This window comes from Burkholderia orbicola, assembly GCF_900100915.1.
Classification (GTDB): Bacteria; Pseudomonadota; Gammaproteobacteria; order Burkholderiales; family Burkholderiaceae; genus Burkholderia; species Burkholderia orbicola.
Genome location: NZ_FNKW01000002.1, coordinates 708,529 through 729,526, shown reverse-complemented (window position 1 = coordinate 729,526; position 20,998 = coordinate 708,529). Strand labels below are relative to the sequence as shown.

The 20,998-nt window shown below is 67.6% G+C and carries 13 protein-coding genes; 6 read left to right on the top strand and 7 right to left on the bottom strand.

The window, feature by feature from the left end:
• Positions 1-51: 51 nt before the first annotated feature.
• From BLS50_RS20120 to BLS50_RS20085, 7 genes are all read right to left on the bottom strand, one after another.
• Positions 52-540 (bottom strand): hypothetical protein, encoded by a 489-nt coding sequence (locus tag BLS50_RS20120; protein ID WP_027809774.1) that lies wholly within the window; start codon positions 538-540, stop codon positions 52-54.
• Positions 518-1,789, bottom strand: a complete 1,272-nt coding sequence (gene pgaC, locus BLS50_RS20115; RefSeq protein ID WP_011547962.1) for a poly-beta-1,6-N-acetyl-D-glucosamine synthase — start codon at positions 1,787-1,789, stop codon at positions 518-520. The genes BLS50_RS20120 and pgaC overlap by 23 nt, the downstream gene beginning before the upstream one ends.
• The gene (gene pgaB, locus BLS50_RS20110) at positions 1,786-3,879 is read right to left on the bottom strand and encodes a poly-beta-1,6-N-acetyl-D-glucosamine N-deacetylase PgaB (protein ID WP_074803697.1); all 2,094 of its coding nucleotides are present in this window, start codon (positions 3,877-3,879) and stop codon (positions 1,786-1,788) included. Before pgaB ends, pgaC begins: the two co-directional genes overlap by 4 nt.
• A 13-nt stretch (positions 3,880-3,892) precedes the next feature.
• Positions 3,893-6,523 (bottom strand): poly-beta-1,6 N-acetyl-D-glucosamine export porin PgaA, encoded by a 2,631-nt coding sequence (pgaA, locus tag BLS50_RS20105; RefSeq protein ID WP_074803695.1) that lies wholly within the window; start codon positions 6,521-6,523, stop codon positions 3,893-3,895.
• 119 nt (positions 6,524-6,642) lie between these two features.
• Positions 6,643-7,419, bottom strand: a complete 777-nt coding sequence (locus tag BLS50_RS20100) for a hypothetical protein (protein ID WP_074803693.1) — start codon at positions 7,417-7,419, stop codon at positions 6,643-6,645.
• 67 nt (positions 7,420-7,486) lie between these two features.
• Positions 7,487-7,912, bottom strand: a complete 426-nt coding sequence (locus tag BLS50_RS20095; RefSeq protein ID WP_011547958.1) for a hypothetical protein — start codon at positions 7,910-7,912, stop codon at positions 7,487-7,489.
• A 632-nt stretch (positions 7,913-8,544) separates the two neighbouring features.
• A complete protein-coding gene (locus BLS50_RS20085) occupies positions 8,545-9,540 on the bottom strand; it encodes a LysR substrate-binding domain-containing protein (RefSeq protein WP_011547957.1) in 996 nt (331 codons plus the stop codon).
• A 588-nt stretch (positions 9,541-10,128) separates the two neighbouring features.
• Here BLS50_RS20085 and BLS50_RS20075 point away from each other — a divergent pair.
• The 6 genes from BLS50_RS20075 (at position 10,129) to BLS50_RS20050 (ending at position 20,979) form a co-directional block, all read left to right on the top strand.
• Positions 10,129-11,544 carry a circularly permuted type 2 ATP-grasp protein gene (locus BLS50_RS20075; protein ID WP_074803689.1) on the top strand — a complete coding sequence of 472 codons (1,416 nt, stop codon included), beginning with the start codon at positions 10,129-10,131 and terminating at the stop codon, positions 11,542-11,544.
• A 64-nt stretch (positions 11,545-11,608) separates the two neighbouring features.
• Entirely contained in the window at positions 11,609-12,550 is a 942-nt protein-coding gene (locus BLS50_RS20070) for an alpha-E domain-containing protein (RefSeq protein WP_011547955.1), read from the top strand.
• A gap of 8 nt (positions 12,551-12,558) precedes the next feature.
• On the top strand, positions 12,559-13,572 hold the full coding sequence (locus tag BLS50_RS20065) for a transglutaminase family protein (RefSeq protein WP_074803687.1): 1,014 nt from the start codon (positions 12,559-12,561) through the stop codon (positions 13,570-13,572).
• A gap of 93 nt (positions 13,573-13,665) precedes the next feature.
• A complete protein-coding gene (locus BLS50_RS20060) occupies positions 13,666-17,079 on the top strand; it encodes a transglutaminase family protein (protein WP_074803685.1) in 3,414 nt (1,137 codons plus the stop codon).
• Positions 17,080-17,293: 214 nt separating this feature from the next.
• Positions 17,294-19,900: a circularly permuted type 2 ATP-grasp protein gene (locus BLS50_RS20055; RefSeq protein ID WP_074803683.1), complete on the top strand. Its 2,607-nt coding sequence runs from the start codon at positions 17,294-17,296 to the stop codon at positions 19,898-19,900.
• The gene (locus tag BLS50_RS20050) at positions 19,894-20,979 is read left to right on the top strand and encodes a transglutaminase family protein (RefSeq protein ID WP_074803681.1); all 1,086 of its coding nucleotides are present in this window, start codon (positions 19,894-19,896) and stop codon (positions 20,977-20,979) included. The genes BLS50_RS20055 and BLS50_RS20050 overlap by 7 nt, the downstream gene beginning before the upstream one ends.
• Positions 20,980-20,998: the final 19 nt, after the last annotated feature.

Genomic DNA, 20,998 nt, shown 5'->3' with positions numbered 1-20,998 from the left:
TGCCACGTCGCGCGGCAGGCGTCGCGCCCGGCGCGGCACGTTTCCGGCGATTCATTCGCGCGGTTGCGGCTCGGCATGCGCGACCCACTCGATGCCGGAAATCGACCCGTTCGCATCGTGCGACGCGACGAGAATGCGCGTCGTGCGTCGCGCGCCGCGCCGGCGCTCGCTCGCGAACGCGGTGGGCGGTACCGAGCGCACCTTCACGCTGGCCGAGCGCCGCAGCATCTTCGACACGCGCAACCGGTAAGCGAACGGATGCACGACGCGTCCCGCGATCAGCCACATGACGATCGTGCCGGCGATCAGCGCGATGCTGGTCACGTAGAACACGATCTGTTCGATCGGCATCTCGGCCTCGTTGAACGGCAGCAGGTAACGGTACGTATAGATGCAGATCGAGGCCCATACGCCCCCGACCAGCGCAGGCCGCACGAGGCGGAACCACGCGACGAGCACGGGCCCGACGATGTTGCCGCGTTCGGCGATCATGTCGCGCGGTGCGCGCAGGGAAAGGTCAATAATCGGCGCGTTCTTCATGTTGAATGCCTCGGTCGGGACTGACCCAAACGGCGCGCTTGCCACGGCCCCGCAGCACGACGGCGGGCAGGGCGATGACGGTGGTGATCATGCTGATCAGCCAGAACGCGACGGGGTACCAGATGGTGTCAAGGAAGTACATCAGGAGTTTTTCGTCGTAACGACGATCGATCATGCTGCCGATGATCAGCTGCAGGATGCAGGTCGCGACCAGCAGCATCCCGTGCCAGTGCGGCACCACGGACACATGCCAGTTCGGCGGAAGCGGGTAGACGACGTCGATCAGCGCGAGCAGCAGGATGAACGTCATCGAGTACGCCCACGCGATGCCGATCAGGTATTCGGCGAACAGCGGCCACATCATCATCTGCGTCGGCCGCATCAGCGTGCCCGCGTACTTGAGCAGCACCTGGATGCCGCCCTTCGACCAGCGCAGCCGCTGCCGGTAGAGCCCCTTCACCGTCTCCGGCATCAGGATCCAGCTGAGCGCGTGCGGTTCGTACACGACGCGCCAGTCGCGGCATTGCAGCTTCCAGCTGATGTCGATGTCCTCGGTGAGCATGTCCGAGCTCCAGTAGCCGACGTCGGCGAGCGCCGTCTTGCGGAACATCGTGATCACGCCCGACACCGTGAAGATGCGGCCGTACACCTGCTGCGTGCGCTTGATCAGCCCGACTATCGACGAGAATTCGCCGACCTGCATGCGGCCGAGCAGCGACGTGCGCGTGCGGATGCGCGGGTTGCCGGTCACCGCGCCGACGCCCGGGTCGGTCAGGAAGTGCTCGAGCATCCAGCCGATCGCATCGTGCGCGAGCAGCGCGTCGCCGTCGATGCACAGCAGGTATTCCGCGTTCGACACGGCCGCCGCGGTCGTCAGCCCGACCGCCTTGCCTTCGTTGCGCGCGTGATGGATCACGAGCAGCCGCGGGATCTCGACGGCCAGCTCGTTGAGGATCTCGCCGGTGCGATCCTTGCTGCCGTCGTTGACCGCGATGATGTCGTAGTTCGGATACTGCATCCCGTTCAGGTGGCCGATCACGCTGCGCGCGTTCGCGGCTTCGTTGAAGCAGGGCACGACGATCGACACCTTCGGGATGCCGCTCGACGCGATCGTGCGCGTCGACAGCTCGCGGCCTTCCTCGAGCAGGAAATAGTGCACGACGCCGCCGATCATCCACAGATACGACATGAAGAACGGATAGTAGAAGACGAAATCCTGCAGGCGCTGGATGAGGCTATGGGAGGTCATGGTGTCTTGGTTCCCTTCGATTGCTGCATCTGCATCAGCGCGTTGATCGAGGTGGGATCGAGGCGCGACTTCAGCGACATCACGTCGCGCATCGCATCGAGCTCCGGCTGGCCGTTCAGGAAGTTGTCGGGGTAGTAGCCGAAATTCACGGCGCCCTCGCTGCGCAGCCGCCGCATCTGCGCAAGCAGCGTGCCGGCCGGCACCGCCTTCTGCCCGTGCCAGTCGTATGCCTGCAGTTCGAACACGGTCCGCTGCAGCCCGCGCTGCTTCGCGCGTACGGCCTTCACGAGCTGGTCCAGCCAGCCTTCCGGGTCTTTCGCCTGTTCCATGTACGGCATCGCCATCAGCGCGACGTAGTCGTAGGCGGCGAGGAAATCGTCGTAGTTCTGCGCAAACCACGCTTCCGACTCGGGCTTGAGCACCGGCATCGCGAAGATGTTGCGGGCGGTCAGCACGTCGCCGACGTTCTGATGGGCCAGCACGATCTGTTCGAGCTGCCGGGTCATGTCGATCAGGTAGCGCGTCTTCTGGCGCGTCCAGCGCTTCATCAGATCGGGGTTCTCGCGGATCTTGCCGACGTCGGCCGGCAGCCCCCATTGCGAATACACGCGCAGCGCATGCCGGCTCGCGTCCTCGTAGTCGTCGAGCACGGCGTCGTCGCTGAACAGGAGCCCGCTGAACGACGCGTGCTTGCTGAGATCCTCGTAGACCTGCTGGATCATCAGCCGAGCATCGGGATCGAACGGACTCAGCCGGAACACGCGCGTGCCGTTCTCTCTAGCCGGCGCACCGCCGAACGCGCTCACGGCCTGGAGCGAGCGGAGCTTGTCGGCGGGCGGCCGGAACGCGAGCACCGGCATCCACGCGTACACCTGTACGTTGGCGCGCGTATTGAGTTGCCACGCGGCACGCGAGAACAGGTCGGAACGCATCGGCAGGTGCCGGTTCGGGAAATACACGGCTTCGGCCACGCCCGTGCCCTTCGGGTCTGCAAACGCCTGCAGGTACACCGATTTCGGCTGCATCCGGTAGATGCGCTCGATCAGCTTGCCGAGATTCGCCTCCTGCCGTGCGGGATCGGGATCGTAGACCTGGTCGAGATCGACCTGCACGGTGCGCTCGGGCACGTCGACGTCGCCGCGGTTCGACGCCGGTTCGCGCATCGAGCGCTCGAACCCGCCGATGTCGACGTCGTACATCATCAGAATCCGTCTCAGCCGGTCGAGCGGCACGTCCGGCGTATTCGGGCCGGCATCGAGGCTGAACTGGACGTCCATGCCGAGCGACGTCGAGATATTGCGCACGGGCTGGTTTTCCGCGCCGTACGGCCACACCATCGAGCGCGCGACGATACCGGTGCGTTCGCGGATCTGCCGCACGCACGTCTGCAGGTCGTCGTGCACGCGTGCGTGGAACTCGGCGTCGGTTTCATAGCGTTTCTGGTCCTGCAGGTACAGATGCGACGTGGTCGCCGGCAACTCGTTGCCTTGCGGATTCGCGACCGCGCCATGATGGAGATTGTGGGTGTGGCAGCCGAGCTCGACGAATTCCGACTGCCCGAGCTTCTTCACCTCGTCCCACGACAGGAAGAAGTCGCGCGGCACTTGAACCTTGTCGCTGATGCGGATCGGCGTATCCGGCGGCGTGTCGATCCACGCGGTGACGAGGCCCATCACGGCCGGATACTTGAAGCGCTCGAGCAGCGGCAGCACTTTCGTGTAGTGGCTGCGGAAGCCGTCGTCGAACGTGAGCAGCACGGAGCGCGGCGGCAGCGGCTTGCCGCCGCGGCGCGACTCTTCGATCTGCTTGACCGTGATGGTGTGGTAGTTGTTGGTCTGCAGCCACGAGAAGATCGCGGTGAGCGTGCCGGTATCGACCGCGAACGGATCGATGATCGCGGTCGGCGACGAGAACGACGCCATCAGGTTGTCGCGCACGTCGTGCATGCAGATCACGCGAAACGTCTTGCCGTCGGCCGGATCGGACGGCGGCAGCAGGTCGATCATCTTGGCGCCGGTCACGCCCGGGAACAGCGAACAGGCGGCAAACGTGCCGAGGCATCCGCACATGAAGGTCCGTCTGGATTGCATTCAGAGCTCCTTGCTAAAACGGCAGGTTGAGCGACAGGAAGCCGGTTTCGGAGCGCTCGCGCTGGCCGTCGTATGCGTGGCTGCTGACCTCGACGCCGTAGCTCAGCGTGATGTCGTGCTTGAACGTCCACGCGTGCTCGAGGCGCGCGCTCCACAGCGGGCTGGTGCCGAAGCCGCGCTCGTTGTACACGCCGCCCGATACCGACACGCGCTGTTGCAGCCCCGTGTCACCTTTCTTCCACAGCGTCAATTGATGCATCACGGTCGCCGCGGCCGCGTAGTCGCGACCGGGGCTGAAGTAGGGCGCGTCCTGGCGCGTGTTGCTGTCGGTGCCGAGATTCAGCGAGACGTTGACGAGCTGGTTCGCGGACGTGTACACGCGCTGCGTGGCGGTCGCCGCGATCTCCTGGTGCAGGTTCGAATCGCTGTAGCGGCTCACGCCGTAGCTCAGCTTGACTTCGCGCCGGTCGTTCTGGCGATACACGACTTCGACGTTCGCGGAGCGGCCCCAGATGTGCGCGGCATACGCCTTCCACGGCAGCGAGTTGTCGTTGGTGTCCAGCCCGGCGCCGACCGTCCAGTAGTCGTTCAGCGCGTACGCGATCGTCCCGCGGCCGCCGGTCCGGCCGTCCCCGCCCATCGAACGCGTGACTTCGCCCAGCACGGTGAGCGGCCCGTGCCGATAGTCGCCGCCGATGCCGGTGCGCGTGCGGCTGACGCTGCCGCCGTCGGTTTGCGCATGGCCGAAGAACGTGTGCGAGAAGACCCGCCAGTTGTCGCCGAACGGTTGCGAATAGATGTAGCTGTCCGACGTGAAGCTGTTGTCGGCCAGTGCGCTGTTGCCGTGCTCGAAGCTCAGGTCGGTCGTGAACACCGGGCTGCGGTAGGCGTTGTAGTCGCGCTTGAAGCTGCGCACGGAGCCGCTGTCCGGGAACGTGTTGCCCAGGGTCTGGTCGACGGTCTTCGCGGTCGCGTAGTCGTCTGCCGTGAGCGATGCGCGGCCGAGGCCCGCGAGCATCTCGACGCTGTCCGGGTGATCGGTCAGCGATGCGCGATACATCGAGATCGCCTGGCGCGGATGCGACTGGCCCGACACGGCGTCGGCGTGCGCGGCACGGACCTCGGCGTTGAACGGCACCTCTTTCTCGAGCTGTTCGAGGGCGGCGATCCCCTGGTCGACGTGACCCGTGAAGATCAGGTACTGCGCGCGCAGCCGGTAGTAGCGCAGATAGTCGCTTTCTCCCGGACCGACGTTGGTCACCTGCTTGACCGGCGGCAGCGACTTCTCCATGTCGTCGAGCACCTGCTTCGCTTCGGGCGCACGCGCCTGGTCGACGTACGACCAGAACAGCCCTTCGCGCAGCTCGATCGGCTGCGTGCGGGCGCCATACTGGAAGCCGCGGGTCGCGCGATCGGTCGGCGACGCGGTGGCCTGCTGCAACGCCCGCGCGTACACGGCGTTCGCCTTGGCCGGCTCGCTCAGGTACAGGTACGCATCGCCGACGGCCGCCAGCGCGTCGATCGAGATCTCCGCGTTGGACGGAATCGTCTCGAACGTCGTGACGGCCGCCTTCATGTCGCCGCGTGCGGCGAGGGCGACCACCCGGTCACCGGCGAGCGCCGTGCGGACCGGCGTGTACTCCGGCGTGGCCGGTATCCGCTTGTCGAGGTCGTCGGCGGCGCGCAGCGCGTTGTCGAGCCCGTCGAAGCGGTCCGAGCTCGTCATCGAACGCGACTTGTCGCGTCCGCCGCGCACCTGCTGGCGAATCGACAGTTCTTCCAGTTGCGCGATGTCGACGGCGGAGAATGCATCGGGTCGGGCCTTCGCTTCGTCGAGCGCCTTGACCGCGCCGCCGCTGGCCGCGAGGCCGAACACGTCGTTGCGCACCGTCGCGACGTCGGCGGTGCGAAGATTCGGCGCCTGCGCATTCGGCGCCTCGACGTCGGGTCCTTGCGATCGCTGGATCGCCTCGCCGGGGAGCTGCGCGCCTGGTGACTGTGAACTCGGTTGCCGGGACGACGGCGGCTCGACGCCAGGCGGCTGGGCCGCGGGCGTGGGCGAGTTCGGCATCGGCGTGCCGGATGCCTGCGCGACGAGCGTCGGCGTAGCCGGCGGTGCGGAGGGCGCGGCTTGGGCGAGTTGTTGAGGTGCATCCGACGTTGGCACGCGTGGCGCCGGCGCATCCGGCGGCACCGTGTCGAATGCCTGCGCAAGCAGCATCGGCGCATTCGGCGCGTGCGCGGCCGGCGCAGGTGCATTCGACGCGGTTGCGTCCGGCACCGGAGCACTCGGCTGCGCTGCATCCGGGTCCACCACGACGGTGGTCGGCATCGCGGGGCTCGCCTGCGCGATCTGCATCGACGCATCCGAGGCCCGTGCGATCGGCGTCGGCGCATGAGGGGGTTGCGTGCCCGAACCCTGGGCGGCCTGCATCGACGCACCCGTCGGCTGCAGGTCGGGCGGCAGCGCATCCGGCGCACCATGGGAGCCGGCGATTGCACTCGCGTCGCGCGGCTTTGCGTCGCCTTCGGCGGCAAGGCACGGGCCGGATGCGACGAGCAGGCACAGCAACGGCGCATGCAGGAGGACCCGCCGGTTCGGCGGAACGACGGTGGTGCATTGTTGTTGACGATTGTTAGCCACGATGTCTCCTCACTTTGAAACGATCACATCGGTTGCACGCCCGACGGCGTGCGTCGCCGGCTATCGCGTCGCCGGCTATTGCGTCGCCGGGCGGCGAGGCCCGGCGGCATCCGGTCGGTTCACAGGCGGTTGCGGACCGCTTGTCCGAGCAACGCGCGCGATTCGCTGTTCGTCGGATCGATGGCGAGTGCACGGCTCGCGTTCTGCTCCACACAGCTCCATTCGTCGATCCGTGCGCACCAGCGCGCCCTGGCCAGAGCGCGGGCACCTTCCACTTCGTCGTGCGTGACGCTGGTGGCCTCCATGTGCGCCGTGCCGGCGATATACGACTGCGGTTGCAGTCTCGGCCCGGGGTCGGGATGTTTTCTCGTGCGCGCCAGCGCCTGCGAGCGCGACGTCCGGTGCGCATCGCCCGGGCGCGTCGTGTGGCTGCCGGTCGACGCGGCGTGCGGGGCGGCCGCGAGCCGGGGCGGCGGCACGTGTGCGGGCCGCGGGTGTTGCGTGTCCGAACCTGTCGCCGCTTGCGGCGGTACGGCCGGCATGGCCGGCACGGCCGCTTCGGCCGCGGCCGACAGGGCCGGCGTGGCCGACGCCGAAGGCGTCACCGGGCCGACCTGCGCGACCGTCGACGTCGAGCCGGCGGGCGCTGCGGTGCCGGACGCGCCGCCGGTCGCCGCCACGATGAGCTTGCGGTAGTTGCCGACGGCGGTTCCGATCACGCCGGCGATATCGTGCGTCACGCTCGCATGGCCGATCCTCGCGTCTCGCTCGACGTACGCGAAGGCACCGAAGATCGCGGCAAATGCAGCGACGCTGAGCGCCGCATTCTTTCCCGGACCCCACGAGGGTTTCGGCTGACGGGCGGGCGAGCCGTCCGGTCGTTCTGCACGGGGCATTCAAGACTCCTTGATTCGATGCATTCTCCGAATGACGCGATCGGAGCGGGGCGGCGCGACGCGACGTTCACCATCGCAACTGCGTGGTGAGCGTGCCCGTCTCGACGATCGCGAACTGGGTGGCTCCCTGATAGGTCCCCTCGACCCGATAGCTCGCATCCGGCACGCTGAACAGGCAGCGCGATCCCGGGGCGTTGAATTCGACGAGCACGCGCCCGTGCCGGCGCAGGCGCACCTGGACGTTGGACAGGGGCTGCCCGGTGCTCCCGGACAGGAAAGACACGCCCAGGTTGTACGGGCGTCCGTCAGGGGGAAGCGGCGCGGTACCGTCGATCCGTGCGTCGCCGCAGATATACGAAATCACGTACCGGTTTGCCCCCGGACCGGACGCCGGCGGCGGAGCCGCCGGTGTCTGGGCCATGGCGTTCATGCAGAGCGTGGAAAGCACGACGCTCAGGAAAGGGCGAGCCTGCTGTCGAAGCGAGGGTGACATTGCAATCTCCCGTCCGGAATCGATGACGCGCATCGACCCCGAGTCGAATTTGCCAACGTTCTTTTTGCGACACGCTATTGATACACGATGGTTTTTGAACCAACAACCGCGTGTGGCCCGAATGGGACGAGAGAAAAGATCCTATCTAAATAGGATAAAGATGCATTTATGAGGATCGCTTAATGCTGAATAAAGGCGATATTGCCGAACATGAAAATTGCTACGCGGTAGCGATGATCGAGCACGCTTTGGATTACGTCGGAGGTATCGACGTTCGTGCCGAAAAATAACGACTGATAAAAGAAACTATTGCGCCTGTATTCAAGGCGAATCGATGAAGATCCGGATACAGATCGCACATCATGAAATGAGGGTGCGACGTTTTTGATGATTCTGACAGTTACAGGTAAATAGAAACTTGTGTAACAAGGTATTTCTGTCTTGAAAAGAGGGCCGATTATTCTTACTTAATACGGAAAACAGTAAAAAATACGACATGAATCGCAAACGTTTGCGCGTTCTGAAGATCGATTAAGAGCCGTTGAGGGATTTTACGGAGTGCGACGGGATTATCGATTGCTATCGGGAGAACGCGTATTCGCGCCATGGATATCCAAGGCGCGAATACGCCATTAGCGGCTGCCGCCCGCGCTTCGCCGTGCGCTGCGCATCGCCGGCGCGGCCGCTTCTTCAGTACCGATCGCACCGTCGATCGCCGCGCGCGGCCGGTTCATGATGTAGGCCCACAGCTGCTCGGCCGCGAGCCCGCGCTTGCGCGCCGATCGATACAGGCGGATTTCGAGTTCGGTGATCCAGTCGCCGGTGCCCGCGCACACGAGCGTGCCGTCGGCGAGCTCCTTCGCGACGCAGCTTTCCGGCAGCCAGCCGATGCCGTGCCCGGCCACGACCATGCCTTTCAGCGCCTCGGACATGTGCGTCTCGAAGCACCGGTGCAGCACGTACGGCTCGGTCGCATTCAGCAGCAGCATCTCGACGATGTTGCCGAGAAAGGCGCCCGACGAATACGCGAGCAGCGGCAGCGGGGCATCCGGCGTGCCGGGCAACTGGAACACCGGCTTGCCGCGCGCGTCGGGCGACGACACGGGCAGGATCCGCTCGACGCCGAGGCTGACGAACGGGAAGTGGTTCGGGTCGAGCACGATCGGCAACTGCGGATGGTGATAGCCGAGCAGCAGGTCGCATTCGCCTTCGACCAGCTGCTGCACGCCTTCCGGCACGTTCACCGCATTGACGCGGGCAGTGACGTGGCCGACCTCGCTATTGAGCTGCTTGAGCCATTCGGGAAACAGCGTGAACACCAGCGTATGCGCGACGGCGAAGCGCACGACCTGGTCGCTCGCCGCGAACTGGTCGTAGCCGTTCACGAGATTGCGCGCCGCATACATGCTGCGCAGGATGTCCGCGGCGAGCCCGCGGAACATCTGGCCGGCCGGCGTCAGCGCGACCGGATTGATGCTCCGGTCCACCAGCTTCGCATCCATCCAGGTTTCGAGGGCGGCGATTCGTCTGCTGAACGCCGACTGCGTCAGGTGCCGGTGACGCGCGGCCCGGGAAAAGCTCTTGGTATCCGCAAGGCTCAGGAAATCTTCCAGCCACTTTGCTTCCATTTCGATCTTCGCTTTTTATAGTCGGGCGCCTGAAAGGCGGCGCCGTCTGCTGCACCAACGTTGTAGCGTACCGCGCATCGCGCCGATGGGGCCGATGTTTTTTTTCGATCGGTGTCAGTCGAAATATGCATGGGCGTTGTCGGCGGGATTACGGCTGCATAGCGTTGAGGGGCCGGACCGGTTAACCGGACAGTTCATTGCGTCGGACTGTCCGGGCCCGCCTGGACGGCACTTCCCCCAGGGCCGGCTGCGCCGTGTGCGTGCCGGCCCACCCGTTCATGGTCGTTTCGGGGGCGTCGGCTCGCCGCTTTTGGTGCAGTGCAGATTGCACATCCGTGACACGTGGGAGAACTATGTTCGTCGGACGCGGCGCAGCATCGATCGTGCACGCTCGCGGCGCACCGCAAGCGCCCGGCGCGTCCGAGGTTGCACCGTTGTGGTGCGTAATGCCGCGCAGGCATGCCTGACGCGACGGGAAAAACGGGGGGATATCGAGCGGATCGAGCAAGGCACGTTCCTTGCAAAGCATTCAGTACGCCGGTCCGGCATGCGCAATGCCGGGGAAAACGATCGATGGAGAGAAGATCGATGAAGCCATTCGATGAAATGCTGCAATCCGGCGACATGGTAAGGGCGCCTTACGCGCGCCTGAAGCAATGGCTCGACACGCAGAACCCTGCGAGCCTCGCCCAGAAGGCCCATGACGCGGAAGGTGTGTTCCGCAAGACGGGCATCACGTTCGCCGTCTACGGCGACGCGGAGGCCGCCGAGCGGCTGATTCCGTTCGACATCGTCCCGCGCATCATCTCGGGGGCGGAATGGAGCCGGCTGTCGCTCGGCATCGAGCAGCGCGTAATGGCGCTGAACGCGTTCCTCGACGACATTTACCACCGCCAGGAAATCGTGCGCGCGGGCATCGTGCCGAAGCACCTGATCGCGCACAACGAGGCGTTCATCCCCGAGATGATCGACTTCCGGCCGCCCGGCAACGTTTACACGCACATCATCGGCGTCGACATCGTGCGCACCGGCGAGAACGCGTTCTACGTGCTGGAGGACAACGCGCGCACGCCGTCCGGCGTGTCGTACATGCTGGAAAACCGCGAAACGATGATGCAGCTCTTTCCCGAGCTGTTCCAGCAGGTGAAGGTGCGCCCGGTCGAAACCTATCCGCAGATGCTGCGCCAGTCGCTCGCGGCCGTGTGCCCGCCGGGCGGCAATGCCGACAACCCGACCATCGCGGTGCTCACGCCCGGCATCCACAATTCCGCGTACTACGAACATTCGTTCCTCGCCGATCAAATGGGCGTGCACCTCGTCGAAGGCAGCGACCTGCAGGTGATCGACGGGCGCGTCGCGATGCGCACGACCGAAGGCTTCCAGCCGATCGACGTGCTGTACCGCCGCGTCGACGACGCGTTCCTCGACCCGCTCACGTTCCGGCCCGACTCGGTGCTCGGCGTGGCCGGCATCATGGACGTGTACCGCGCGGGCAACATCACGATCGCGAATGCGCCCGGCACCGGCATCGCCGACGACAAGGCGATCTACTCGTACATGCCGGAGATCGTCGAGTTCTACACGGGCCGCAAGGCGCTGCTGGAGAACGTGCCGACCTGGCGCTGCGGCGAGGCCGACAGCCTGAAGTACGTGCTCGCGCATCTCGACGAACTGGTCGTGAAGGAAGTGCACGGCTCGGGCGGCTACGGGATGCTGGTCGGGCCGTGCGCATCGAAGGCCGAACTCGAGGCATTTTCCGCGAAGCTGCGCGCGCGTCCCGCGAACTACATCGCGCAACCGACGCTCGCGCTGTCCACGACGCCGATCCTGACCGACTCCGGCCTCGCGCCGCGCCACGTCGACCTGCGCCCGTTCGTGCTGGTGTCGGACCGAATCCGCATCACGCCGGGCGGGCTCACGCGCGTCGCGCTGCAGGAAGGATCGCTCGTCGTCAACTCGAGCCAGGGCGGCGGCACCAAGGACACCTGGGTGCTGGCCGACTGAGCCGGGCACGACCGCGCGCGCCGGAGCCGGCGCGCGAACCGAACGAAGACGGAGTGGACACGAGATGCTTCTGGGACGTACTGCAAGCGGCCTCTACTGGATGTACCGCTATATCGAGCGCGCGGAGAACATCGCGCGCATCGTGGATGCCGGGCTGCGGATGGCGCTCACGCGCACGGCCGACGCGCCGGCCGAATGGTCGTCGGTGCTCGTCAGCTCGGGCGCCGACGACGGCTATCGGGAGAAATACGACGCGTATGCGGCCGATACCGTGACCGACTACCTGCTGCGCGACCGCGACAACCCGTCGAGCGTGCTGTCGTGCATCGAGGCCGCGCGCTCGAACGCGCGGATGGTGCGCACGGCGCTCACGCGCGAGGCGTGGGAAAGCGTGAACGGCGCGTGGCTCGCGTTGCGGCGCGCGCTGGCGCAGCCGGTGCCGGAAAGCGAGCTGCCGGCCGTGCTCGACGAAGTGAAGCGCGAAACCGCGCTGATCCTCGGCAGCTTCTACAGCACGATGCTGCGCAACGAGATCTTCGATTTCGCGCAGATCGGCGCCTTCATCGAGCGCGCGGACAACACCGCGCGGATCATCGACGTGAAGTATCACCTGCTGCTGCCGTCGGTGTCGCACGTCGGCACGATTCTCGACAACTACCAATGGGAGACGATCCTGCGCTGCGTCGCCGCGCACCGTTCGTATCGCTGGGTGTACGACGTGCAGTACAAGCCGCTGAACATCGCCGACTACCTGATCCTGAACGGCCGCATGCCGCGTTCGCTGCGCTATTGCTACGGACGCGTCGTGTCGAGCCTGAACCTGCTCGCGAAGGATTACGGCGTGACACACCCGTGTCACGACACGGCCACGAAGATTCTGCAACTGCTGTCCGATACCTCGGTCGAGCGGATCTTCAAGAGCGGCCTGCACGAGTTCCTGACCGACTTCATCGGCCGCAACAACAGCCTCGGGCTCGAAATCGCCCAGGCTTACAACTTCGACTGAGACTTGCCATGCGACTCGCCATCCGACACATTTCGCGTTATCAGTTCGACGATCAAGCCAGCCATGCGCTGCAACGGCTGCGCCTGCGCCCGCAGTCGGGCCCCGGCCAGACGGTGCGCGCGTGGCAGGTCACGATCGATGGCGTCGAGCCGACGCTGTCTTACGCCGACGGGCTCGGCAACCGGATCGATCTCGTGCGCCACGATCGCGGCGCGAAGGCCGAGATCGTCGTCGTGGCGGCCGGCGTCGTCGAAACGCAGGACCGCGCGGGCATTCAGGGGAATTCCGAAGGCTATGCGCCGCCGTGGATCTTCGAGCGCGAGACCGCGCTCACGAAGGCGGGCGAGACCGTGCGCGAGCTCGCTCAGGCGCTGCCGATCGAGCCGCACGGCCTCGACGCATTGCACTGGCTGATGACGGAAGTACACGGCCGCATCGCGTACGCGCCGAACGTGGCGGCCGACGCCGCCGTCGATGCGGAAACCGCGCTGCAAAGCGGCGAGGGCACGAGCCGCGACCATGCGCACGCGTTCATCGCGGCCGCCCGCGTGCTGAAGATCCCCGCGCGCTACATCTCGGGCTACGTGCTGGCCGACAGCGCGATGCAGCGCATCGCCGACGCGAAGCAGAACGCGGGCGACGTCGAGGAGGAGGAAGCGCTCGCGCTGCAGAGCGGCGACGGCATGCAGCAGGTGCTCGGCGCGTCGCATGCCGCGCAATCGCAGTCGCAGTCGCAAGGGCAGTCGCAGTCGCAATCCCAGGGGCAGTCGCCGGCGGCGCTCGGCGCGCAGCCGCAAGCCACGGCGCTGGCGCAGCAGCCGGCCGGCCACGCATGGGCCGAGGCCTATGTCGAAGGGCTCGGCTGGGTCGGCTTCGACCCGTTCATGAACCGTTGCCCGGACGAACGCTACGTGCGCATCGCGGTCGGCCTCGACCATCGCGACGCGCAGCCGGTGACGGGGCTCGGCGCGACGGCCGTCGGCGTCGAGATCAGCGTCGTGCAGACGCCGGAACTCGTCTGACCCGCGGCACGCCTTCGCCGCATCCGCCATGCCGGGCCGCCGCGTCGCAAGCGACGCGGCGTGCGCGGCCGGCCCAACCCGACTCGAGCTCCCATGTCCATCCACGTCGCGCTGCATCACACCACCCGCTATCGCTACGACCGGCTCGTCAACCTCGGCCCGCAGGTCGTGCGGCTGCGGCCCGCGCCGCATTGCCGGACGCCGATCCTCGCGTATTCGATGACGGTCGAGCCCGCGCAACACTTCATCAACTGGCAGCAGGACCCGTTCTCGAACTATCTCGCGCGACTCGTGTTTCCGGAGCGCACCGAGCATTTCGAGATCACGATCGATCTCGTCGCCGAGATGTCGGTGTACAACCCGTTCGATTTCTTCCTCGAAGCGAGCGCGGAGCAATACCCGTTCAGCTATGACGACGCGCTGAAGACCGAGCTCGCGCCGTATCTCGCATGCGACCCGCAGACGAGCGCCGCGCCGCTGTTTCGCGCGTATCTCGACGGCGTGGACCGCACGCCGGCGGGCACCACGAACTTCCTCGTCGCGTTGAACCAGCAGCTTCAGCGCGACATCGGCTATCTCGTGCGGATGGAGCCCGGCGTGCAGACGCCCGCGCAGACGCTCGAGCTCGCATCCGGCTCGTGCCGCGACAGCGCGTGGCTGCTGGTGCAGCTGTGCCGCCATCTCGGCATTGCCGCGCGCTTCGTGTCGGGTTACCTGATCCAGCTCACGCCCGACGTCAAATCGCTCGACGGCCCGAGCGGCACGTCGGTCGATTTCACCGACCTGCACGCGTGGTGCGAGGTCTATCTGCCGGGCGCCGGCTGGATCGGCTTCGACCCGACGTCCGGCCTGCTCGCCGGCGAAGGGCATATTCCGCTCGCGTGCACGCCGCAGCCGACCAGCGCCGCGCCGGTCGAAGGGTTGATCGACGAGTGCGAGGTGTCGTTCGAGCACGAGATGAGCGTGACGCGCGTGTACGAATCGCCGCGCGTGACGAAGCCGTATACGGAATCGCAGTGGGACGCCGTGCTGGCGCTCGGCACGCAGGTCGACGGCGCGCTGGCCGCCGGCGACGTGCGGCTCACGCAGGGTGGCGAGCCGACCTTCGTGTCGATCGACGATCGCGACGGCGCCGAGTGGAACACCGATGCGCTCGGCCCGACCAAGCGCGGCTATGCGACCGAACTCGTGCAGCGATTGCGCGCCGAATACGGCGACGGCGGCTTCCTGCATTTCGGGCAGGGCAAGTGGTACCCGGGCGAGCAACTGCCGCGTTGGGCGCTGTCGATCTTCTGGCGCGCGGACGGCCAGCCCGTGTGGCGCGATCCGTCGCTGTTCGCCGACGAGCGCGAGCCGTCCGCGTACACGACCGGCGACGCGAAGCGCTTCATCGATGCGCTCGCGGCGCGGCTGAACCTGACCGGCGAATTCATCCAGCCCGGCTACGAGGACGTCTGGTACTACCTGTGGCGCGAGCGCCGGCTGCCGGTCAACGTCGATCCGTTCGACGCGCGCCTCGACGACGAGCTCGAACGCGCGCGGCTGCGCAAGGTGTTCGAGCAGCAGCTCGACAGCGTGGTCGGCTATGTGCTGCCGGTCAAGCGCACGGACGATACGCCTGGCCTCGAGGGGCCGCGCTGGCAAACGGGCCCGTGGTTCTTCCGCGACGAGCGGATGTACCTCGTGCCGGGCGATTCGCCGATGGGCTATCGGCTGCCGCTCGATTCGCTGCCGTGGGCGGCCCGCGGCGACCATCCGTATCTCGTCGAACGCGATCCGTTCGCGCCGCGCGACGCGTTGCCGGACGCCGCCGCCATGCGTGCCCGCTACGCGGGCCCGGCCGATGCGCCGCGCTATCTGTCCGGCGTGCATCGCGAAGCGTCCGCGCAGACGGTGATGCAGTGGCGCGACGATGGCACCGCCACGCGCGGCCGACCGGGCGCCGCGGACCCGCATCGCCGGCCCGAGCGCTTCGAATCGGCCGCGTGGATCACGCGTACCGCGCTGTGCGTCGAAGTGCGCAACGGCATCCTGTACCTGTTCATGCCGCCGCTCGCCGCGCTCGAGGATTATCTGGAGCTGCTCGGCGCGATCGAGCTGACCGCGCAGGCGCTCGGCGTGAAGCTCGTGCTCGAAGGCTATCCGCCGCCGCGCGACGCACGGCTGAAGCTGTTGCAGGTGACGCCCGACCCCGGCGTGATCGAGGTGAACATCCATCCGGCCGCGAGCTTCGACCAACTCGTCGACCACACCGAATTCCTGTACGACGCCGCGTGGCAGTCGCGGCTGTGCAGCGAGAAGTTCATGGTCGACGGGCGGCACGTGGGCACGGGTGGCGGCAACCACTTCGTGCTCGGCGGCGCGACGCCGGCCGACAGCCCGTTCCTGCGCCGCCCCGATCTGCTCGCGAGCCTGATCGCGTACTGGCACAACCATCCGTCGCTGTCCTACCTGTTCTCGGGGCTGTTCATCGGGCCGACGAGCCAGGCGCCGCGTGTCGACGAGGCCCGCAACGACCAGCTCTACGAGCTCGACATCGCGTTCGCGGAGATCCAGCGCAACAAGCTGCTGTTCGGGCAGGACATGCCGCCGTGGCTCGTCGACCGCGTGCTGCGCAACCTGCTGATCGACGTGACGGGCAACACGCACCGCAGCGAGTTCTGCATCGACAAGCTGTATTCGCCCGATTCGTCCACCGGCCGGCTCGGCCTGCTCGAACTGCGCGCGTTCGAGATGCCGCCGCATGCGCGGATGAGCATCGTGCAGCAACTGCTGCTGCGCGCGCTGGTCGCGCGCTTCTGGGCCGCGCCGTACACGACGCCGCTCACGCGCTGGGGCACCGCGCTGCACGACCGGTTCATGCTGCCGGAATTTCTTCAGATGGATTTCGACGACGTGCTGGCCGAGTTGCGCGACGCCGGTTTCGCGTTCGATCCGGCGTGGTTCGCGCCGCACTTCGAATTCCGTTTCCCGCTGTTCGGGCAGATCGCGGTGAACGGGATGGAACTGTCGCTGCGCGGCGCGCTGGAACCGTGGCACGTGATGGGCGAGGAGGGCGCGGCCGGCGGCACGGTCCGCTACGTCGATTCGTCGGTCGAACGGCTCGAAGTGCGCGTGACGGGGCTGAACGACAACCGGCACGTCGTGACCGTCAACGGCCGCGCGCTGCCGCTGCAGCCGACCGGCACCGTCGGCGAATACGTCGCGGGCGTGCGCTACAAGGCGTGGTCGCCGCCGTCGGCGCTGCATCCGACCATCGGCGTGCACGCGCCGCTCACGTTCGACATCGTCGATACGTGGCTGCAGCGCTCGCTCGGCGGCTGCCGGTATCACGTCGCGCATCCGGGCGGGCGCAACTACGCGACGTTCCCGGTCAATGCGTACGAGGCCGAGAGCCGCCGGCTCGCGCGCTTCGTCGAGATCGGGCACACGCCGGGCCGGATGGACGTTGCGGCTGCCTCACCGAGCCGCGAATTCCCGTTCACGCTCGACTTGCGGCGGCCGTGAACGATCGATGACGGGGCGGACGACGATGCGCGGTTCGCGATCTCCGGGCACACCGGCCGGTCGCGGCGCCGCCGGAATGCTAGGATGCGGGCAGATTGCGGTTCCGCACCGCGGCTTGCCGCCCGACTGGCGGCGCGCGTGCGCGGCCGCACCCTGACGACGGAACGACATCGTGCCGCCCATTGACCTCGACCATCCCGCCGCCCTCGACGCGATGCCCACGCTTTTCGATACCGGCGCGCAGCCGGACGCCGCCGAACTGGCCGCCGCGCTCGCGGCGCCGGCCGCTGCCGGCCGCTACGACGAACTGCGCGGCAGCGCGGCCGGCCTGAACGCGCCCGCGCTTGCGCCCGCCTGGCGCAGCTTCTTCACGTCGATCGGCAGCGACGGCGTGGCCGACCTCGACCGCCGCGCCGATGCGCTCCACCGGCGCATGCGCGAGAACGGCCTGTTCTACCAGTTGCACGAGCAGCGCGCCGGCGACGGCGCGGTCGGCCCGTGGTCGCTCGACCTGCTGCCGCTGATCGTCACGCCCGACGACTGGGTCGCGATCGAGCGCGGCGTGCTGCAGCGCGTGCGGCTGCTCAACGCGACGCTGGCCGACCTGTACGGGCCGCAGACGATCCTGGAGCGCGGGCTGCTGCCGCCCGCGCTCGTCACCGGCCATCCCGGCTACCTGCGTGCGATGCGCGGCGCACACGTGCCGGGCGATACGTGGCTGCACGTCGTCGCGTTCGATCTCGCGCGCGGCCCGGACGGGCAGTGGCGGATCGTCGCGCAACACACGCAGGGCGCGGCCGGCCTCGGCTACCTGCTCGAGAACCGGCTGATCGTGTCGCGGCTCTTTCCGCGCGGCTTCCGCGGGCTGCGCGTGCAGCGTCTCGCCTCCGCGTACCGCGCGCTGCTGCAAAGCATGCAGTCGCTGAGTCCCGCCGCGAAGAATTCGCGGATCGTGCTGCTGACGCCGGGGCCGCACAGCGCGACCTATTTCGAGCATGCGTATCTCGCACGCTATCTCGGCCTCACGCTCGTCGAAGGCGGCGACCTGACCGCGCGCGACAACCGCGTATTCCTGAAGACGCTGAGCGGGCTCGAGCCGGTGCACGGCATCCTGCGGCGCGTCGACGACGCGTGGCTCGATCCGCTCGAACTGCGGCCCGATTCGATGCTCGGCGTGCCGGGGCTGTTGCAGGCCGTGCGCGCGGGCAACGTGCTGCTCGCGAATGCGCCGGGCTCGGGCTTCCTCGAATCGCCGGCGATGCTCGGCTTCATGCCGCGTCTCGCGGAAGGCCTGCTCGGCGAAACGCTGACGTTGCCGGCTGTGCATTCGTGGTGGTGCGGCGAGGCGGCCGCGTGCGACGACGCGCTGCCGCGGCTCGCACGCAGCATCGTCAAGGCATCCTATCCGCCCGACGTGCAGGAGAACGGTGCATTCGAACCGGTGATCGGCGCGCGGCTCACGCAGGCGCAACTGGCGGAATGGCGCGCGCGGATTCTCGCGCGGCCCGAACATTACACGGTGCAGGCGGATCTGCCGTTGTCGCAGGCGCCGACCTGGCCGCGGCCCGATGCGCCCGACGGCAACGACAGCGCGCGGATCGTGCCGAAGCCGCTGCTGCTGCGCGTGTTCGCGCTCGCCGACGGCGCGCAGCGCTGGCGGCTGCTGCCGGGCGGGCTGTCGCGGGTCGGCACGCGCGACACGCTGTTCAATGCGCCGATGCCGCATGGCGGCAGTACCGTCGATACGTGGGTGATGACCGAGGGCATCGTTGATTCGACGACGCTGCTGCAGACCCACCTCGGCCCCGACGATCTCGTCGAGCGGCCGCGCGCGATCGCGAGCCGCGCGGCCGAGAACCTGTTCTGGCTCGGCCGCTACACCGAGCGCGCGACCAACCTGATGCGCCTGGCGCGTGCCGCGCTCGAACGGCTGCGCGGCGAGGACGACGTCGACAGTCCCGCGCATCTGGAGCTGATCGACACGCTGTGCCGCGACACCGGCCTGATCGCGGCCGACGCGCCGAACGCCGTCGATGCGCCGCGCGCGTTCCAGCATGAGCTGGCGACGTCGCTGACGCGCGGCGCCGACCGCACGTCGGGGATCGCGTCGTGCCTGTTCGGCATGCGCGGCGCGGCGGCCGCGATCCGCGAGCGGCTGTCGAGCGATCAATGGCGGCTGATCGACGACGCGACCCAACTGTTCGCCGACAGCGCAGGGCAGCAGGAAGCGGAGGAGCAGGTCGGCAACGACGCGCTGCAGTTGCTGGAGCGCCTCGGCCTGCTGCTCGGCGCGATCACCGGCGCGCAGACCGACAACATGACGCGCGACGACGGCTGGCGCTTGCTGTCGATCGGCCGGCAGATCGACCGGCTCGACTTCCTTTGCAGCGTGCTGAAGTTCGCGTTCGACGAAGGTGCCGTGCATCGGCAGGACGGCTTCGAACTCGTGCTGGAACTGTTCGACAGCACGATCACGTTCCGCTCGCGCTTCCAGCGCGGCTTCGACGTCGCGCCGCTGCTGTCGCTCGTCGTCCTCGATACCGACAACCCGCGCTCGCTCGGCTGGGTCGTGCAGGCGCTGCGCGGCCGGCTGACCAAAGTGGAGCGCAGCGAAGGCTATGCGCTGTCCGAACTGGCCGAGACGGTGCCGGACATCCCCGCGTGGTCGCTGCACGAGCTGTGCGAGACCACCGAAGGCGGTCGGCACGACAAGCTGCTCGCCGCGCTCGATACGACGGTGAAGGCGGTCTGGGAGCTGTCGAACCGGATCGGCGAGCGCTATTTCAGCCACGTGCGCGAGGCGGGCAGGACGCTATGGTGACGACGAAAGGCGCGCCGAAAACGCCGGCCGGCTCCGGAAGCGCACGGCAGGCGCCGGCCTCGGCTCCCGTTCCGGCTCCAGCCCAGGCCCAGAGCCAAGGCCAGGCCGCAACGAACGCACCGGCCGCCGTCGCACCGGGCCGGTTGCTGCGTGTCACGCACGACACCGAATACCGTTACGCGGCACGCGTCGAATCCGCGCAGCACCAGGCACGCCTGCAACCGCTCGCGACGCCGCGCCAGCAGGTGCTGTCGTTCTCGCTCGACATCGAGCCCGCACCGGAATCGGTCTGCACCGAACTCGACGCGTTCGGCAATGCACGCGCGTCGTTCGCGCTGAACCTGCCGCACGACACGCTGCTGGTACGCAGCCGCAGCACCGTGCGCGTGACGCCGCCCGCGTGGTCGCTCGGTGCCCGCGGCGAGCCGCCGCCTGCGATCGCGAACCCGGACGCCGCGCAGGCCACCGCGTGGGAGGCCGTGCGCGACCGCTTGCGGTTCCGCGCGGGGCAGCCTTACGACCCGGCGAGCGAATTCTTGTTCGCATCGCCGCACGTGGCGTGCGACCCCGAACTCGCCGCGTACGCGGCCGCGAGCTTCACGCCGCAACGGCCGCTGGTGCAGGCGGCGTGGGATTTGATGCGGCGCGTGCATGCCGATTTCGCGTACACGCCGAACAGCACCGACATCACGACGTCGGCGCTCGACGCGCTGCGGTTGCGCAAGGGCGTCTGCCAGGATTTCGCGCACGTGATGATCGGCGCGCTGCGCTCGCTCGGGCTGGCCGCGCGCTACGTCAGCGGCTATCTGCTGACGCAGCCGCCGCCCGGCCAGCCGCGGCTGATCGGCGCCGATGCGTCGCATGCGTGGGTCGAGGTGTACGACCCGGCGTGGCCCGAGGATGGCGGCTGGCTGCAACTCGATCCGACCAACGATCGTGCGCCGGGCGACGACTACGTGATGCTGTCGATCGGGCGCGACTACGCGGACGTGACGCCGCTGCGCGGCGTGATCCGCGGCGGCGGGGCGGATCAGGAGCTGAAGGTTGGCGTGACGGTCGAGCCGCTCGACGCGGCTTGAGGGTGCCGCGGGTCGCGCT

What these genes read in the sequence shown, in the direction of transcription:
- BLS50_RS20075 (WP_074803689.1), top strand. Translation starts at nt 10,129, where the DNA reads ATGAAGCCATTCGATGAAATGCTGCAATCCGGCGACATGGTAAGGGCG.
- BLS50_RS20120 (WP_027809774.1), bottom strand. Translation starts at nt 540, where the DNA reads ATGAAGAACGCGCCGATTATTGACCTTTCCCTGCGCGCACCGCGCGAC.
- BLS50_RS20095 (WP_011547958.1), bottom strand. Translation starts at nt 7,912, where the DNA reads ATGTCACCCTCGCTTCGACAGCAGGCTCGCCCTTTCCTGAGCGTCGTG.
- pgaC (WP_011547962.1), bottom strand. Translation starts at nt 1,789, where the DNA reads ATGACCTCCCATAGCCTCATCCAGCGCCTGCAGGATTTCGTCTTCTAC.
- BLS50_RS20055 (WP_074803683.1), top strand. Translation starts at nt 17,294, where the DNA reads ATGCCCACGCTTTTCGATACCGGCGCGCAGCCGGACGCCGCCGAACTG.
- BLS50_RS20060 (WP_074803685.1), top strand. Translation starts at nt 13,666, where the DNA reads ATGTCCATCCACGTCGCGCTGCATCACACCACCCGCTATCGCTACGAC.
- BLS50_RS20070 (WP_011547955.1), top strand. Translation starts at nt 11,609, where the DNA reads ATGCTTCTGGGACGTACTGCAAGCGGCCTCTACTGGATGTACCGCTAT.
- BLS50_RS20050 (WP_074803681.1), top strand. Translation starts at nt 19,894, where the DNA reads ATGGTGACGACGAAAGGCGCGCCGAAAACGCCGGCCGGCTCCGGAAGC.
- BLS50_RS20085 (WP_011547957.1), bottom strand. Translation starts at nt 9,540, where the DNA reads ATGGAAGCAAAGTGGCTGGAAGATTTCCTGAGCCTTGCGGATACCAAG.
- BLS50_RS20100 (WP_074803693.1), bottom strand. Translation starts at nt 7,419, where the DNA reads ATGCCCCGTGCAGAACGACCGGACGGCTCGCCCGCCCGTCAGCCGAAA.
- BLS50_RS20065 (WP_074803687.1), top strand. Translation starts at nt 12,559, where the DNA reads ATGCGACTCGCCATCCGACACATTTCGCGTTATCAGTTCGACGATCAA.
- pgaB (WP_074803697.1), bottom strand. Translation starts at nt 3,879, where the DNA reads ATGCAATCCAGACGGACCTTCATGTGCGGATGCCTCGGCACGTTTGCC.